Origin of the sequence: Pseudomonas sp. TNT2022 ID642, assembly GCF_028656995.1 — a bacterium.
Lineage (GTDB): Bacteria > Pseudomonadota > Gammaproteobacteria > Pseudomonadales > Pseudomonadaceae > Aquipseudomonas.
This window is the reverse complement of the sequence record NZ_JAMDGW010000016.1, coordinates 34161-48826: the sequence shown is the minus strand read 5'-3', so window position 1 is coordinate 48826 and position 14666 is coordinate 34161. Positions and strand designations below refer to the sequence as shown.

The window sequence follows — 14666 nt, the reverse complement described above, 5'->3', positions numbered from 1 at the left end:
TAGGCTCCTTAAAAGGTCCGTGGATTACTCGTCAGCGTTATCGCTGTTGTCGCTGTCATCACTATCAGCGCTATCAGCGCCTTCGTGCTCAGGACGGTCGCGACGCTCACGGCGCTCACTGCGGTTTTCTTCAGCCTTGAGCATCTCGGACTGGCCAGTAACAGCTTCGTCGCGACGGATGACCAGGTTACGGATCACTGCATCGTTGTAGCGGAAGTTGTCTTCCAGCTCGGCCAGAGCCTTGCCAGTGCACTCAACGTTCAGCATCACGTAGTGAGCCTTGTGAACATTGTTGATTGCGTAGGCCAGTTGACGACGGCCCCAATCTTCCAGACGGTGGATTTTGCCGCCGTCTTCTTCGATCAGCTTGGTGTAACGCTCAACCATGCCGCCGACTTGCTCGCTTTGATCCGGGTGGACCAAAAAGATGATTTCGTAATGACGCATGAATGCTCCTTACGGGTTGTAGCCTGCCGCTCAAAAACGGTCAGACAAGGAGTGAATGACACTTATGGACTTGCTGGCGCGGGGCACATGCGTGCCTGCCGTCACAGCAAGGGGCGCAATTGTAGAGAAGGGACAGAAGAGGTGCAAGGCAATTGGTGATTATTTGAACAACCAACGATCTTCGCCCTGGCCCAAAACTACTGTGGGAGCGAGCCTGCTCGCGAATGCGATACATCAGGCAACATTAATGTCGTCTGACACACCCCTTTCGCGAGCAGGCTCGCTCCCACATTTGAGCCGCTTTCAGCTCAAGACTACTTCTTCGCGGCAGCCTTGGCTTTTGCACCGCGCTGACGCTGTGCTTCAAACAGGCAAACGCCAGTGGCTACGGAGACGTTGAGACTGCTGACGCTACCGGCCATCGGCAGCTTCACCAGATAGTCGCAGTGTTCGCGAGTCAAGCGACGCATGCCTTTGCCTTCTGCGCCCATGATCAGGATGGTCGGGCCGGTCAGGTCCTGGTCATAAATGCTGACCTCGGCCTCACCCGCCGTACCGACAATCCACAGACCGCGCTGCTGAAGCTTTTCCAGCGTACGCGCAAGGTTGGTTACCGCCACCAGCGGAATCACTTCCGCCGCGCCGCAAGCGACTTTACGCACGACCGGCGTCAAAGTTGCCGATTTGTCTTTCGGCACGATCACCGCCAGCGCACCGGCCGCATCGGCCGAGCGCAGGCAGGCGCCGAGGTTGTGCGGATCGGTCACGCCGTCGAGCACCAGCAACAGTGGTGCGCCTTCGGTGCGGTCGAGCAGCTCATCGAGCATTGCTTCGCCCCAGACCTGGCTCGGACTGACTTCCGCGACCACGCCTTGGTGAACACCTTCAACCCAAGCGTCCATTTCGCGGCGCTCGGCCTGGCCGACCTGGACGCGATTTTCATTGGCCAGTTCAACCAGGGTCTGCACGCGCGGATCGTTGCGGCTTTCCGCCAGCCAGATCTGCTTGACGCGTTTCGGGTGGTGACGCAGCAACGCTTCTACCGCGTGAACGCCGTAGATTTTTTCCAACTGACTCATGACTTCGCCTTCGGTTTACGTGCCCCGCCACTTTTGGCTGGAGCAGAACCCGCTTTTGGCGGGCCTTTACGGTGTTTGCTCGGTTTGGCTGGCTTGCCGCCGGAGGCCTTTTCAGGCGCCGACCGTCCGGTCTTTCCCCCGGACGCCGCTTTACCACCGTTTTTGGCATCGGAAAGCAGAGCTTTCTTCATTTCACGGCTTTTGCGCAGCTCGGCGTTTTTCGCTACGGCGTCGCTTGGGCGATAGGCTTCGGCAGCTTTCTCTTTAGCAGGGCGACGACCAGCGGTTTTCGCTGGCGCTGCTTCGGCTTTTTCCTTCGCGGCCGGTGCGGCAGTTTCAGCACCACGCTTTTTCCGACCGATCGGCGCGCTGATGGTTTTTTCCGCCATCTCGAAGTCGATCTTGCGCTCGTCGAGGTCAACGCGCATGACCCGCACTTCAACGGTATCGCCCAGACGGAAGCTGCGACCGGTGCGCTCGCCCGCCAGGCGGTGATGCACAGGATCGAAGTGGTAGTAATCGCCCGGCAGCGCGGTGACGTGCACCAGACCTTCGACGTAGATATCGGTCAGCTCGACGAACAGGCCGAAACCGGTCACTGCGGTGATCACACCCGGGAACGATTCGCCCACGCGATCTTTCATGAACTCGCACTTGAGCCAGTTCACGACGTCGCGGGTCGCTTCGTCGGCACGGCGTTCGCTCATCGAGCATTGCTCGCCGAGCTGCTCGAGCGCTGCTTCGTCGTACGGATAGATGCGCGCCTTCGGAATGGTCATCGCACCGGCACGGCGAACGTGCGGGGTGTCCTGTTTCGAATGGATCACGCTGCGGATCGCGCGGTGAGTGAGCAAGTCCGGATAGCGACGGATCGGCGAGGTGAAGTGGGTATACGCTTCGTAATTCAGGCCGAAGTGGCCTTGATTGTCAGCGCTGTACACCGCCTGGCTCAGCGAGCGCAGCATCACGGTCTGGATCAGGTGGAAATCCGGACGATCCTTGATGCTCGCCAGCAAGGCCTGATAGTCCTTCGGCGACGGGCCGTCCTTGCCTTTGTGCAGGGACAGGCCGAGCTCACCGAGGAAGGCACGCAGTTTTTCCAGACGCTCCGGTGGCGGGCCGTCGTGGACGCGGTACAGCGCAGGAATTTCGTGCTTCTTGAGGAATTCGGCAGTGGCCACGTTGGCCGCCAGCATGCATTCTTCGATCAGCTTGTGCGCGTCGTTACGGGTGGTCGGACGGATTTCGGCAATCTTGCGCTCGGTACCGAAGATGATTCGGGTTTCCTGCGTTTCGAAATCGATCGCGCCACGGACGTGACGGGCAGCCAGCAGAACCTTGTACAGCGCATAAAGCTGCTTGAGGTGCGGCAGAACATCGTTGTACTCACCGCGAAGCTGACGCGCCTCGGTGACTTTCGGCGTTTCCAGCATCGCGCTGACTTTGTTGTACGTCAGACGAGCGTGGGAATGGATCACCGCTTCATAGAAGCAGTAGTCGGTCATTTCGCCGGACTTGGAGATGGTCATCTCGCAAACCATGGCCAGACGATCGACGTGCGGGTTCAGCGAGCACAGGCCGTTGGACAGTTGCTCAGGCAGCATCGGCACGACGCGCTCGGGGAAATACACCGAGTTGCCACGCACTTGCGCTTCGTTGTCCAGCGCCGAACCGATCTTCACGTAGCTGGAAACGTCGGCGATCGCCACGTACAACTTCCAGCCGCCGGAGAACAGGCGCAGCTTGCCCGGTTTGGCTTCGCAATAAACAGCATCGTCGAAGTCGCGGGCATCTTCGCCGTCGATGGTGACGAACGGCAGATGGCGCAGGTCGATGCGCTTCTCTTTGTCTTTTTCTTCGACTTCCGGCTTGAGCTTGGCCGCTTCTTTCAGAACGGCTTCAGGCCAGACGTGCGGAATATCATAGGTGCGCAGGGCCACATCGATTTCCATGCCCGGCGCCATGTAGTTGCCGACCACTTCCACCACGTCGCCTTGCGGCTGGAAGCGCGGCGTCGGCCAGTGGGTGATTTTCACCTCGACGAACTGACCGATCTGCGCGTTGGCGTTACGACCCGGGGTGACCAGCACTTCTTGCTGAATCTTCGGATTGTCCGCGACGACGAAGCCGATGCCGCCCTCTTCGAAGTAGCGGCCGACGATGGTTTCGTGAGCGCGCGACACCACTTCAACGATCACGCCTTCACGGCGACCGCGACGGTCGAGACCGGAAACACGGGCCAACGCACGATCGCCATCGAACACCAGACGCATTTGCGCCGGACTCATGAACAGGTCGTCGCTGCCGTCATCCGGCACCAGGAAGCCGAAACCGTCACGGTGACCGCTGATGCGGCCGAGGATCAGGTCGAGCTTGTCTACCGGCGCGTACGTACCGCGACGGGTGTAGATCAGTTGTGCGTCGCGCTCCATGGCGCGCAGGCGGCGGCGCAGGGCTTCGATCTGGTCTTCTGTGGTCAGACCAAACTCTTCGACCAGTTGCTCGCGGGCAGCAGGCGAACCCCGATCGGCGAGGTGCGCCAGGATCAGTTCGCGGCTAGGAATAGGGTTTTCGTATTTTTCCGCTTCACGAGCGGCCTCGGGATCGAGGGACTGCCAATCGGCCATTAGAGAGTTTTCACCTTGTCTATATGCGGGTTAGTTTGGCATAGGCGCCATGAAACGGGAAATTTCCGACTCTATAAGGCCCAACAGAGGCCCTGTAGCGACGCTGGAAAGCCGTTTTGACCACCGCCGGTAAAAAAAATCATATTTTTTGCTGACAGGGGTTTACAGTTAAAAAGACGCTCCGTATAGTGCGCGCCATCGACGACGCACAGCGTTGCCGATACTGCCCAGATGGTGAAATTGGTAGACACGCCAGCTTCAGGTGCTGGTGACCTTACGGTCGTGGAAGTTCGAGTCTTCTTCTGGGCACCAATTTCGAGCTTGAGACTAGATCAGTTTCAAGGCTCACACAAAACCCGCGAAAGCGGGTTTTTTGCATTCTAAGCCCAGGTTTTCTTAAAACTGATTTATTAAAATTAAATCAGGGGTTTACAGATCAAAAGACGCTCCGTATAGTGCGCCACATCAACAGCGGCAACGCTCGCGATGATTGCCCAGATGGTGAAATTGGTAGACACGCCAGCTTCAGGTGCTGGTGACCTTACGGTCGTGGAAGTTCGAGTCTTCTTCTGGGCACCAATTCAAATTCAAGGTTACGACCTTGAATTTCACAAAAACCCGCGAAAGCGGGTTTTTGCGTTTCTGGCTTCCAGAAAACCAGAATCCCCCTGTAGGAGCCGCCGAAGGCTGCGATCTCTTGATCTTGTTTTTTCAAAGAGCAAGATCAAGAGATCGCAGCCTTCGGCAGCGCCTAAATTTCAGCGTAGCCCGCCGTATCAGAGCTGGCGGCCTCCCGCAAGGCGCACTTGAGAAACAATATCGTTTATCATTGTTGCAAGTTTTTGCAATGCGACAGTGAGGAACCCTGCGAATGACGTTTCGAAATACCCTGCGCCGAGGCTTGACCTTTACCCTTCTCGGCCTGGCGCTCGCCACTCCCCTCACCCAGGCTGCCGATGCGGTTTCCCTGACTCTCTACAACGGCCAGCACAAGGAAGTCGGCGACGCGATCGCCAAAGCCTTCGAAGCCAAGACCGGCATTCACGTCAATGTGCGCAAAGGCAGCAGCAATCAGCTCGCCAGCCAGGTCATCGAAGAAGGCGACCGCTCCCCCGCCGACGTGATTTACACCGAAGAATCGCCACCACTGAACAATCTCGGCGAACTGGGCTTGCTGGCCAAGACCGATGACGCCACTTTGGCTGTGCTTCCAGAAAAATACGTGGCCGGAAACGGCACCTGGATCGGCGTGACCGCGCGCGTCCGCGTGGTTGCCTACAACCCGAAACTGGTCGACGAAAAAGACCTGCCGAAATCGGTGATGGAATTCTCCGACCCGCAATGGCAAGGCAAAGTCGGCTTCGTACCAACCAGCGGTGCGTTTCAGGAACAAGCCGTGGCGATCATCAAGATGCACGGTCGCGACGCCGCCGAAGAATGGCTGACCGGCTTGCGCGCATTCGGCAAGACCTACAGCAACAACATGGTCGCCCTCAAAGCCGTGGAAAACGGTGAAGTCGCTACCGTGCTGGTGAACAACTACTACTGGTTCGCCCTGCAACGCGAGAAGGGCAAGCTTGATTCGAAACTGCATTACTTCACCGGTGGCGACGTCGGCGGCTTGATCACTGTATCCAGTGCTGCCGTACTCAAATCCAGCAAACATCCAAGAGAAGCCCAGCAATTCCTCGCCTACATGGCCAGCGAAGAAGGTCAGCGCGTGATCACCCAGACCACCGCCGAGTATCCGTTACATAAGGGCATGGAATCGGATCGCGGGCTCAAGCCGTTCAGCGAACTGGAAGCGCCAAACGTCACGCCAGCCGATCTGGGCAATGCCGAAGAAGCGCTGGAGCTGGAACGTGAAGTTGGCTTGAACTGATGACCGCATCGTTATCCGCCCCCGCCGCGCGCGGGGGTTACGTGCCAAAGCGCAAGCGACCATCGGTCTGGCTGGTGCTGCCGGTATTGTTGCTGGTCGTGCTCAGCCTGCTGCCACTGGCCTATGTCGGACTCAAAGCCTGGCAGGCCGGCTGGGCCGAGGCACTGCATTTGCTGTGGCGCCCGTATGTATTCGGCCTGCTGCGCAACACCTTGGCTTTGATGGTTGGCGTAACCCTCACGTGCGGCGTGATCGGCCTGTCGCTGGCCTGGCTGCTGGAACGCAGCAATTTACCGGGGCGACGCCTGTGGGGTGTGATTCTGTGCCTGCCGTTCGCGGTGCCGGCGTTTGTCAGCAGCTTTACCTGGGTGTCGTTGAGTGCGCAGTTCGAAGGCCTTGGCGGGGCGATTCTGGTCATGAGCCTGTCGAAGTATCCGCTGATCTTTCTGCCAGTCGCCGCGACGCTGCGCAATCTCGATCCTTCTCTTGAAGAATCTGCCCGCACCCTCGGACAGAATCGCTGGGGGGTGTTTTTCCGCGTCACCCTGCCACTGCTCTGGCCGTCGCTGCTGGCAGGCTCGCTGCTGATTGCCTTGCACATGCTGGTGGAGTTCGGTGCGCTGTCGATCATCGGCCTGCAAACTTTCACCACCGCGATCTATCAGCAATTCGAACTGGAATTCAGCAACGCCAACGCAGCGATGCTGTCTGCCGTGTTGCTGGCGCTGTGCCTGGTGCTGTTGTGGCTGGAGTTGCGCGTACGCGGCAAAGGCCGGCATGTGCGCACCGGCCAAGGCGCGGCGCGTCAGGCTGAACAGGTTCGGCTTGGGCCGTGGGCGACAGTCGGTCAGCTGTACTGTCTGATGCTGGCGGTTGTCGGCAGCGGGATTCCGCTGGGGATGTTGGCCTATTGGCTGGCAGTAGGGTCGTCGGCGGCATTCCCGGTCGCCGCAATTACTGAAGCACTGCTTTCTTCTTTGGCGCTTTCTCTAGGCGGCGCGGCGCTGTGCCTGGTGCTAGCTGTGCCGGTCGGGCTGCTAGTCGTGCGCTACAAAGGCCGACTGGCAATCTGGGCCGAGCGCTTGCCGTATCTGCTGCATGCGCTACCGGGCCTGGTCATTGCGTTGACGCTGGTGTATTTCGCCCTGCATTACGTGCCGGCGCTGTACCAGACGTCGGGGTTGCTGCTGATCGCTTATGCGCTGCTGTTTTTGCCACTGGCGCAGGCGCCGATTCGCACGGCACTGAACAAGGCGGCACCGCAACTGGAAGAGGCTGCGCGCACGCTGGGGGCTTCGTCATTTACGGCGTTTTGTCGGGTGACGTTACCGATCATCTTCCCGGCATTGGGTGCGGCGTTTGCTTTGGTGTTTCTGGATGCGATGAAGGAATTGACGGCTACGCTGCTGCTGAGTCCGACCGGGCTTAATACGCTGGCGACTGAAGTTTGGGCGCATACCGCGAATGTCGAGTTTGCGGCGGCGGCGCCTTATGCGGCGTTGTTGATTTTGGTGTCGGGATTACCGGTGTATCTGCTGACGACTCGGATGTATTTGAGCCGCTAAAAGATCGCAGCCTGCGGCAGCTCCTACATGGGATTTCGCGTTTCAATGTAGGAGCTGCCGCAGGCTGCGATCTTTTGATCTTAAGCCCTGAACTGTCCCAGGCTTGCCTTCAGTTGCGCCGCCAGACCATCCAGCACTTTGCCACTCGCCGTGGTCTCCACCACCGCCTGCGCCGCTTTCTCGGCCTGTGCATGAATCGTCTCGACGCGCCCGCGCACAGCCTGCGCACCTTGCGCCTGATGCGCCGCTGCCTGGGTGGCCAGACCTATCGCCGCATGCACTTGCTCGACCGACGCCTGCACTGACTGCTGCAAGCGCGCGCTGTCACGCAACACCAGCAACCCTTCGCTGGCCTGACGCCCGGCCTGGCCGATCGCCTCGACCGCCTCACGCGCGCCCTGCTGCAACGCGACGATGTGCGCCTGAATATCGCCGGTAGAGCTTTGTGTCTTGCTCGCCAGCGCCCGCACCTCGTCCGCCACCACCGCAAAACCTCGCCCGGTCTCGCCAGCACGCGCCGCTTCAATCGCAGCGTTCAACGCCAGCAGATTGGTCTGCTCGGCGATCCCGTGGATCACCGTCAGCACCACTTCAATCTGCTCGCTCTGCTGCGCCAGCCGCTCGATGACTTTCGCCCCGGTATCGACCTGCCCCGCCAGCGCCTCGATCAGGCTGCCGACTTTGGCGGAGGTGCGGGTGTTTTCGTCAGTGGCCTGGCGAATATCCACCACCTGCTTCAACGCTGCTTGCATTGCATGGCTTTCCGATTGCGCCTCGTCAGCCATTTGCGACAGTGCGCGCAGGCTCTCAGCGACTTCATCACGCTGCATGCCGGCAGCCGCATCGGCACCGGCATTGCGCAGGGTCATCGCGCCAATCTCGACGCCAGTACGCTGCGCGACATCGCCCGCCTCGCGCACGATCGGCTGCAACTTATCCACAAAGCGATTGACCGCCGAAGCCATGTCGCCGATTTCGTCCTTGCTGTTGATTTGCACACGCTTGGTCAGATCACCCTCACCTGCCGCCAGATCATCCATCGCCGCATTGAGCATCTTCAGGCGATTGACCACGCGATGGCCGAGCACGACTGCCAGCAACAGCAACACGCCGCAGCCGACCAGCGCCAGGCCCATGCCGATCCGCCAGCGCAAAGTCGCCGCCGCTTCCTGGACGGTATTGGCGGTATTGGCTTTCATCTCGGTCGCGGTGGACTGCGCTGACTGCAGGCGCGCTTGCATCGCCTTGGCGCTGTCCGCTGCGGCGCCTTTGAGGCTGTCGCCGACCAGTTGATCACTGCTGGCAATCAACGCCGAGAAGCGCTTGTCCAGCGCGGCCAGATCGGTTTCCACCGACGCCGTGGAGACGCCCATCAACACCTTGCCGATTTCCACGCCATTGGGATTGATCGAGGCTTCCAGGTAGTAAACCGAAGGATCGTTCTTCGCCGCATCCAGCACTTTATCCAGCGCACGCTCACCCTGACCTTTTTCCAGCAAAGCCTTGTTGATCGGGTTTTCGCGGTTGAGATAACGGGTCAGGTGCTGGCCAGTGGCGTCGTCGTAGACCACGAACAGCACGTTGGGATTACGCTGGGCACGGCGGGCGAATTCGGACAGGGTCGGTACGTCGCTGTCCCACATGGCACGCGGGGCGACGGAGGCCAGTAACTGCGCCATGTCATTGGCCGAATCTTTCAGATCCTTTTCCAGCGTCGCACGCAATTGCGCCTGCTCATCCTTCAGGCGCGAAGACAGGCCGGCGGTAAGCCGCTGACGGGTGCTGGCTGACAAGGCATCGAGGCTCGAGGTGACTTCACGCCCGGCCTGCTCCAGCTCGCCGGAGAGTTTCTGGCTGTCGGCGCCGAGGCGCACCGCCAGATCAGCTTCCAGCGCCGTGACGGTGCTCCGCGTCAGGGCAACGGCCACCAACACTTGCACCAAAAGGGCGATACCAAGGGTAACGAACACGGGGCGCAACAAACGGCTTTGTAACAGTGAGAGAACGGCCGACACTGTGAATACCTCTACTTCTGACGCCATTAATTTGATGGCACTCTTGTAGACAGATTCACAGCAAAGGTCATGCCGTCCAACAGGCATAAACGACAAAGGCCCCGATGAAGGGGCCTTTGTGTTTTTACATCAACGACTTATCAAGCAAACGGATGACGCAGAACGATGGTTTCGTTGCGGTCCGGGCCCGTCGAAATAATGTCGATCGGTGCGCCGATCAACTCTTCAACGCGCTTGATGTAGGCACGAGCGTTAGCTGGCAGCTCTTCCAGGGTCTTGGCGCCCACAGTCGATTCGGTCCAGCCCGGCACTTCTTCGTACACAGGCTGCAGGCCTACGTAGCTGTCAGCGTCAGTCGGAGCAACGGCATTGCCTTCAGCATCTTTGTAGCCGATACAGATGTTGATGGTTTCCAGACCGTCAAGTACGTCCAGCTTGGTCAGGCAGATGCCCGAAATGCTGTTCACATCGATAGCGCGACGCAGGATAACGGCGTCGAACCAGCCACAACGACGGGCACGGCCGGTGGTCGCACCGAACTCGTGACCTTGCTTGGCCAGGTGTGCACCAACTTCGTCGAACAGCTCAGTCGGGAACGGGCCCGAACCAACGCGAGTGGTGTAAGCCTTGGTGATGCCCAGGATGTAATCGAGGAACATCGGGCCAACGCCCGAACCAGTGGCCACGCCACCGGCGGTGGTGTTGGAGCTGGTCACGTACGGGTAGGTACCGTGGTCGATGTCGAGCAACGAACCCTGGGCGCCTTCGAACATGATGTCTTTGCCGGCGCGACGCAGGTCGTGCAGCTCAGCGGTGACGTCGAGCATCAGCGGCTTGAGCAGCTCAGCGTATTCCTTGCACTCGGCCAAGGTCTTTTCGAACTCGATGGCCGGCTCTTTGTAGTAACCGACCAGCATGAAGTTGTGGTAATCCACCAGTTCACGCAGCTTGTCTTCGAAGCGCGGCATGTTCAGCAGGTCGCCAACACGCAGGCCACGACGAGCAACCTTGTCTTCGTACGCCGGGCCGATGCCGCGACCGGTGGTACCGATCTTCAGCTCGCCACGGGCCTTTTCACGGGCCTGGTCCAGCGCCACGTGGAAGGACAGGATCAGCGGGCAGGACGGGCTGATACGCAGACGCTCGCGCACCGGTACGCCTTTCTCTTCCAGCTTGGTGATCTCGCGCAGCAGGGCGTCAGGTGCAACCACCACGCCGTTGCCGATCAGGCACTGCACGCCTTCGCGCAGCACGCCCGACGGGATCAGGTGCAGGACGGTTTTTTCGCCGTCGATCACCAGTGTGTGGCCAGCGTTGTGGCCACCTTGGTAGCGCACTACGGCTGCAGCATGTTCGGTCAGCAGATCAACGATCTTGCCTTTGCCCTCATCACCCCATTGGGTGCCCAGGACTACGACATTCTTACCCATAACACTTGTCCTCATTCGCGCAAACTTGGTGCCGGCGATGGCCGGCAGGAAAACTCAAGAAGCCAGTGGCGATACTTGCCAAAGCCCGTTCTGCTGAATCAATTGCCGGTCGCAGTCCGCATCACGGGCGGCGGCCAAAGGTTGTCCAGGCAACGCCTGAACGACACGCTGACCCTCACTGCGCAACTGGCAAACCTGCTGCCAGAGTGCCGCATCCGTACTGTCAGGCATCCAGATACCGCCAGACGGTAGCTCGATCTCAGCACGCCCCAGGGTCACCAGGGTTTTCAAATCGGTGGAGAAGCCTGTCGCTGGACGGGCGCGGCCAAAATCAGCGCCGATGTCGTCGTAACGACCGCCCTGAGCAATGGACTGACCAACGCCCGGCACGAACACGGCGAACACCACACCAGTGTGGTAGTGGTAGCCACGCAGCTCGCCCAGATCGAAGTACAACGGCAGCTCCGGGAAGCGCGCCGACAGACGCTCGGCGATCGCCAGCAAATCTTCCAGTGCCGCCAGAACCGGCGCCGGCGCATTGGCCAGACGCTCACGGGCAGCGCTTAACACTTCACGGCCGCCGCACAGATCAACCAGCGCACGCAGCATGCCGGACAAATCGGCCGGCAGGCCTTCGGTCAAGGTAATGACCTCGTCGATGGCTTTGCGTTGCAGCGCGTCGAACAACTGCTGCTCGACTTCACCCGACAGACCGGCGGCACGCGCCAGACCGCGGTAGATGCCGACATGACCAAGATCCATGTGCACATCCGGCACGTCGGCCAGTTGCAGCATGGCCAGCATCAGGCTGATCACTTCAACGTCGCTGCTCGGGCTGGCGTCGCCGTACAACTCGGCGCCCAACTGGATCGGGCTGCGCGAGGACGACAGTGCACGCGGCTGAGCATGCAGCACACTGCCGGCGTAGCACAGACGGCTCGGGCCTTCGCGACGCAGGGTGTGCGCATCGATGCGCGCCACTTGCGGCGTGATGTCGGCACGGAAACCCATCTGCCGGCCCGACTGCGGGTCGATGACCTTGAAGGTACGCAGATCCAGGTCCTGGCCCGCGCCGGTCAGCAGGGATTCCAGGTACTCGATATGGGGAGTCACGACAAACTCGTAACCCCAGCTCTGGAACAGATCCAACACCTGACGACGCGCGACTTCAATGCGCGCCGCTTCCGGTGGCAGTACTTCTTCGATGCCATCTGGCAGCAGCCAGCGGTCTACCGTTGCCATTACGCCATTCCCCTTTGATCCGGGCGGCCAGCCTGCGGGCGAGCCTTGAGTGAAGCAGAAAATGACCGATCCGTTCAAAACGCACGCGCATGAACGACGCGGCGAAAGGCCTGTTAGCGGCTTCGCCCATCACTTTCCTCGAAATACTCTCGGGCCATTCAACCCGATGCCTGCAACAAAAAACAGCAATCAAACGTGCAGACGCAAAAAAGCCGGGAATTTCCCGGCTGCCGCATCATACACACGTTTTCCCAAAGGATCACCCCGCCCGAGGTTTTAGCCGCCGGGCGGAATGATTCAGGTCAACGGCGTATCAAGGCTTGGCCTTTTCCAGGTAGTGGAAAAAGTCGCTGCTTGGGTCGAGGACCAATACGTCGGATTTGTTCGCGAAGCTTTCACGGTAGGCGCGCAGGCTACGGTAGAAACTGTAGAACTCCTGATCCTGACCGTAGGCCTTGGAGTAGATCGCAGCGGCCTGGGCATCACCGTCACCGCGAACCTCTTCGGATTCACGATAGGCTTCAGCCAGCAGCACGCGGCGTTGACGATCGGCGTCAGCACGGATGCCTTCAGCCAGTTCGTTACCCTTGGCGCGGTGCTCGCGAGCTTCACGCTCACGCTCGGTGCTCATACGTTCGAACACGCTGCGGTTTACTTCTTTCGGCAGATCGATGGTCTTGACCCGGACATCGACGACTTCGATACCCAGCTCTTTTTCCGCCATTTTGTTCAGCGATGCGGTGATGTCAGCCATCAGTGCATCACGCTCACCCGACACCACTTCGTGCAGGGTGCGCTTACCGAACTGGTCACGCAGACCGGATTCCAGACGACGGGACAGACGCTCGTCGGCGATTTGCTTCAGACCGGAAGTCGCGGTGTAGAAGCGCTCGGCATCTTTCACGCGCCACTTGGCATAAGCGTCGACCATTACGGCTTTCTTTTCCAGGGTCAGGAAACGCTGTGTCGGTGCATCCAGCGTCATCAGACGTGCGTCGAATTTACGCACCTGGTTAACGTAAGGCACTTTCACATGCAGGCCTGGCTGAACATCGGCCTGAACCACACGACCGAATTGCAGCAGCACCGCACGCTCGGTCTGAGCGACGATGTAGAAGCAGTTCCAGCCCACCAGTACCACAACGACGCCAACGATCAGGGCGATCAGCGATTTATTGCTCATCAGCGGGTCTCCCTTGTACGCGACTGCGGCAGGTCAGTGACATGCGGCGTGACGTCCGTGTTGTTGCTGGCGGCAGCCGAACCGGTGACCGGTGCATTGCTGCCCGAACTGTTCTGAATCATCTTGTCCAACGGCAGGTAAAGCAGGTTGCTCTGGCCGTTTTTGTTACCGGTCACGAGTACCTTGCTGGTGTTGCTGAAGACTTCCTGCATGGTGTCCAGGTACAGACGCTGGCGGGTGACTTCAGGTGCCTTGCGATACTCGGCGACCAGCTTGGTAAAGCGATCAGCCTCACCCTTGGCGCGCGAGACCGTTTCGTCACGGTAACCGTTGGCATCTTCAAGGATGCGCTGGGCCTGACCACGGGCTTCCGGCACGACGCCGTTGGCGTAGGTTTCAGCCTGGTTGCGCGAACGCTGCTCGTCTTCACGGGCGCGGATCACGTCATCGAAGGCTTCCTGCACTTCACGCGGTGCCGCTGCGCTCTGCACGTTGACCTGAGTAACGGTGATACCGGTGCGATAGGTATCGAGGAAGCGTTGCAGACGCTCCTTGATTTCGCTGGCCATCAACTCACGACCTTCCGTCAGCACCTGGTCCATGGCGGTGGAACCCACCACGTGGCGCAGCGCACTGTCGGTCGCATGCTGCAGGCTGATTTCCGGCTGATCGACGTTCAGCACGAAATCCTGCAGGTTGCTGATCTTGTACTGCACGGTCAGTGGGACTTCGACGATGTTCTCGTCTTCGGTCAGCATCTGGCCCTGCTTGGTGTACGCACGCTCACGCGTTACGTTTTCCATGTACTTCTTGTCGATCGGCGGGAAGTAGATGTTCAGGCCCGGGCCGACAGTCTCGTAGTACTTGCCGAAGCGCAGCACCACGGCCTGCTCCTGCTCGTCCACCACGTAGACCGCGCTGTACAGCCAGACAGCCGCCAGCACAACGAGGCCGATGCCGAGCAGGCCGCCGAAGCCGCCACCACTCCTGCCCGAACCACCGCCGTCATCACCACCGCGTTTCTTACCACCACCGAACAACCCGTTGAGGCTTTCCTGCAGCTTTCGGAAGGCCTCGTCGAGATCTGGTGGCCCCTTGCGGTCGCCGTTATTGCGGCGCTTGCCACCCCAAGGATCCTGATTATTCGAGTTGCCACCCGGCTCATTCCAAGCCATAGCGCTCTCCATCTGATAAAG

Annotated in this window: 11 protein-coding genes and 2 tRNA genes; 5 read left to right on the top strand and 8 right to left on the bottom strand. The window is 59.7% G+C overall.

All coding sequences use genetic code 11. The annotated features are described in order from the left end of the window. Positions 1-24 precede the first annotated feature (24 nt). The 3 genes from rpsF to rnr all read right to left on the bottom strand — a co-directional run bounded on the left by rpsF (position 25) and on the right by rnr (position 4153). On the bottom strand, positions 25-447 hold the full coding sequence (gene rpsF, locus M5G26_RS16645; protein WP_038360383.1) for a 30S ribosomal protein S6: 423 nt from the start codon (positions 445-447) through the stop codon (positions 25-27). 314 nt (positions 448-761) lie between these two features. Further along, positions 762-1526 (bottom strand): 23S rRNA (guanosine(2251)-2'-O)-methyltransferase RlmB, encoded by a 765-nt coding sequence (gene rlmB, locus M5G26_RS16640; RefSeq protein WP_127925618.1) that lies wholly within the window; start codon positions 1524-1526, stop codon positions 762-764. Further along, positions 1523-4153, bottom strand: a complete 2631-nt coding sequence (gene rnr, locus M5G26_RS16635; protein WP_273915983.1) for a ribonuclease R — start codon at positions 4151-4153, stop codon at positions 1523-1525. Before rnr ends, rlmB begins: the two co-directional genes overlap by 4 nt. Positions 4154-4378: 225 nt before the next feature. Between rnr and M5G26_RS16630 the strand changes: the two genes are divergently transcribed. The 5 genes from M5G26_RS16630 to M5G26_RS16610 all read left to right on the top strand — a co-directional run bounded on the left by M5G26_RS16630 (position 4379) and on the right by M5G26_RS16610 (position 7600). Next, positions 4379-4465 (top strand) — tRNA-Leu (locus M5G26_RS16630). A gap of 180 nt (positions 4466-4645) precedes the next feature. Next, a tRNA-Leu gene (locus M5G26_RS16625) sits at positions 4646-4732 on the top strand. Between the two features lie 22 nt (positions 4733-4754). Next, positions 4755-5012, top strand: a complete 258-nt coding sequence (locus M5G26_RS16620) for a hypothetical protein (protein ID WP_273915982.1) — start codon at positions 4755-4757, stop codon at positions 5010-5012. A 12-nt stretch (positions 5013-5024) separates the two neighbouring features. Then, positions 5025-6035: an extracellular solute-binding protein gene (locus tag M5G26_RS16615; protein ID WP_273915981.1), complete on the top strand. Its 1011-nt coding sequence runs from the start codon at positions 5025-5027 to the stop codon at positions 6033-6035. Continuing rightward, positions 6035-7600: an ABC transporter permease gene (locus M5G26_RS16610; protein WP_273915980.1), complete on the top strand. Its 1566-nt coding sequence runs from the start codon at positions 6035-6037 to the stop codon at positions 7598-7600. Before M5G26_RS16615 ends, M5G26_RS16610 begins: the two co-directional genes overlap by 1 nt. A gap of 80 nt (positions 7601-7680) precedes the next feature. Here M5G26_RS16610 and M5G26_RS16605 read toward each other — a convergent pair whose 3' ends face one another. The 5 genes from M5G26_RS16605 to hflK form a co-directional block, all read right to left on the bottom strand. Next, positions 7681-9615, bottom strand: a complete 1935-nt coding sequence (locus M5G26_RS16605) for a methyl-accepting chemotaxis protein (RefSeq protein ID WP_038360776.1) — start codon at positions 9613-9615, stop codon at positions 7681-7683. A gap of 140 nt (positions 9616-9755) precedes the next feature. After that, positions 9756-11045 (bottom strand): adenylosuccinate synthase, encoded by a 1290-nt coding sequence (locus M5G26_RS16600; protein ID WP_273915979.1) that lies wholly within the window; start codon positions 11043-11045, stop codon positions 9756-9758. Positions 11046-11099: 54 nt separating this feature from the next. Further along, positions 11100-12287, bottom strand: coding sequence for an ATP phosphoribosyltransferase regulatory subunit (locus M5G26_RS16595; protein ID WP_007915833.1), 1188 nt, complete (start codon positions 12285-12287; stop codon positions 11100-11102). 313 nt (positions 12288-12600) lie between these two features. Next, entirely contained in the window at positions 12601-13470 is an 870-nt protein-coding gene (hflC, locus tag M5G26_RS16590; RefSeq protein ID WP_007915830.1) for a protease modulator HflC, read from the bottom strand. Beyond that, positions 13470-14645, bottom strand: a complete 1176-nt coding sequence (gene hflK / locus M5G26_RS16585; protein ID WP_016984785.1) for an FtsH protease activity modulator HflK — start codon at positions 14643-14645, stop codon at positions 13470-13472. Before hflK ends, hflC begins: the two co-directional genes overlap by 1 nt. Between the last annotated feature and the right edge of the window lie 21 nt (positions 14646-14666).

What these genes read in the sequence shown, in the direction of transcription:
- rpsF (WP_038360383.1), bottom strand. Translation starts at nt 447, where the DNA reads ATGCGTCATTACGAAATCATCTTTTTGGTCCACCCGGATCAAAGCGAG.
- rlmB (WP_127925618.1), bottom strand. Translation starts at nt 1,526, where the DNA reads ATGAGTCAGTTGGAAAAAATCTACGGCGTTCACGCGGTAGAAGCGTTG.
- rnr (WP_273915983.1), bottom strand. Translation starts at nt 4,153, where the DNA reads ATGGCCGATTGGCAGTCCCTCGATCCCGAGGCCGCTCGTGAAGCGGAA.
- M5G26_RS16615 (WP_273915981.1), top strand. Translation starts at nt 5,025, where the DNA reads ATGACGTTTCGAAATACCCTGCGCCGAGGCTTGACCTTTACCCTTCTC.
- M5G26_RS16610 (WP_273915980.1), top strand. Translation starts at nt 6,035, where the DNA reads ATGACCGCATCGTTATCCGCCCCCGCCGCGCGCGGGGGTTACGTGCCA.
- M5G26_RS16600 (WP_273915979.1), bottom strand. Translation starts at nt 11,045, where the DNA reads ATGGGTAAGAATGTCGTAGTCCTGGGCACCCAATGGGGTGATGAGGGC.
- M5G26_RS16595 (WP_007915833.1), bottom strand. Translation starts at nt 12,287, where the DNA reads ATGGCAACGGTAGACCGCTGGCTGCTGCCAGATGGCATCGAAGAAGTA.
- hflC (WP_007915830.1), bottom strand. Translation starts at nt 13,470, where the DNA reads ATGAGCAATAAATCGCTGATCGCCCTGATCGTTGGCGTCGTTGTGGTA.
- hflK (WP_016984785.1), bottom strand. Translation starts at nt 14,645, where the DNA reads ATGGCTTGGAATGAGCCGGGTGGCAACTCGAATAATCAGGATCCTTGG.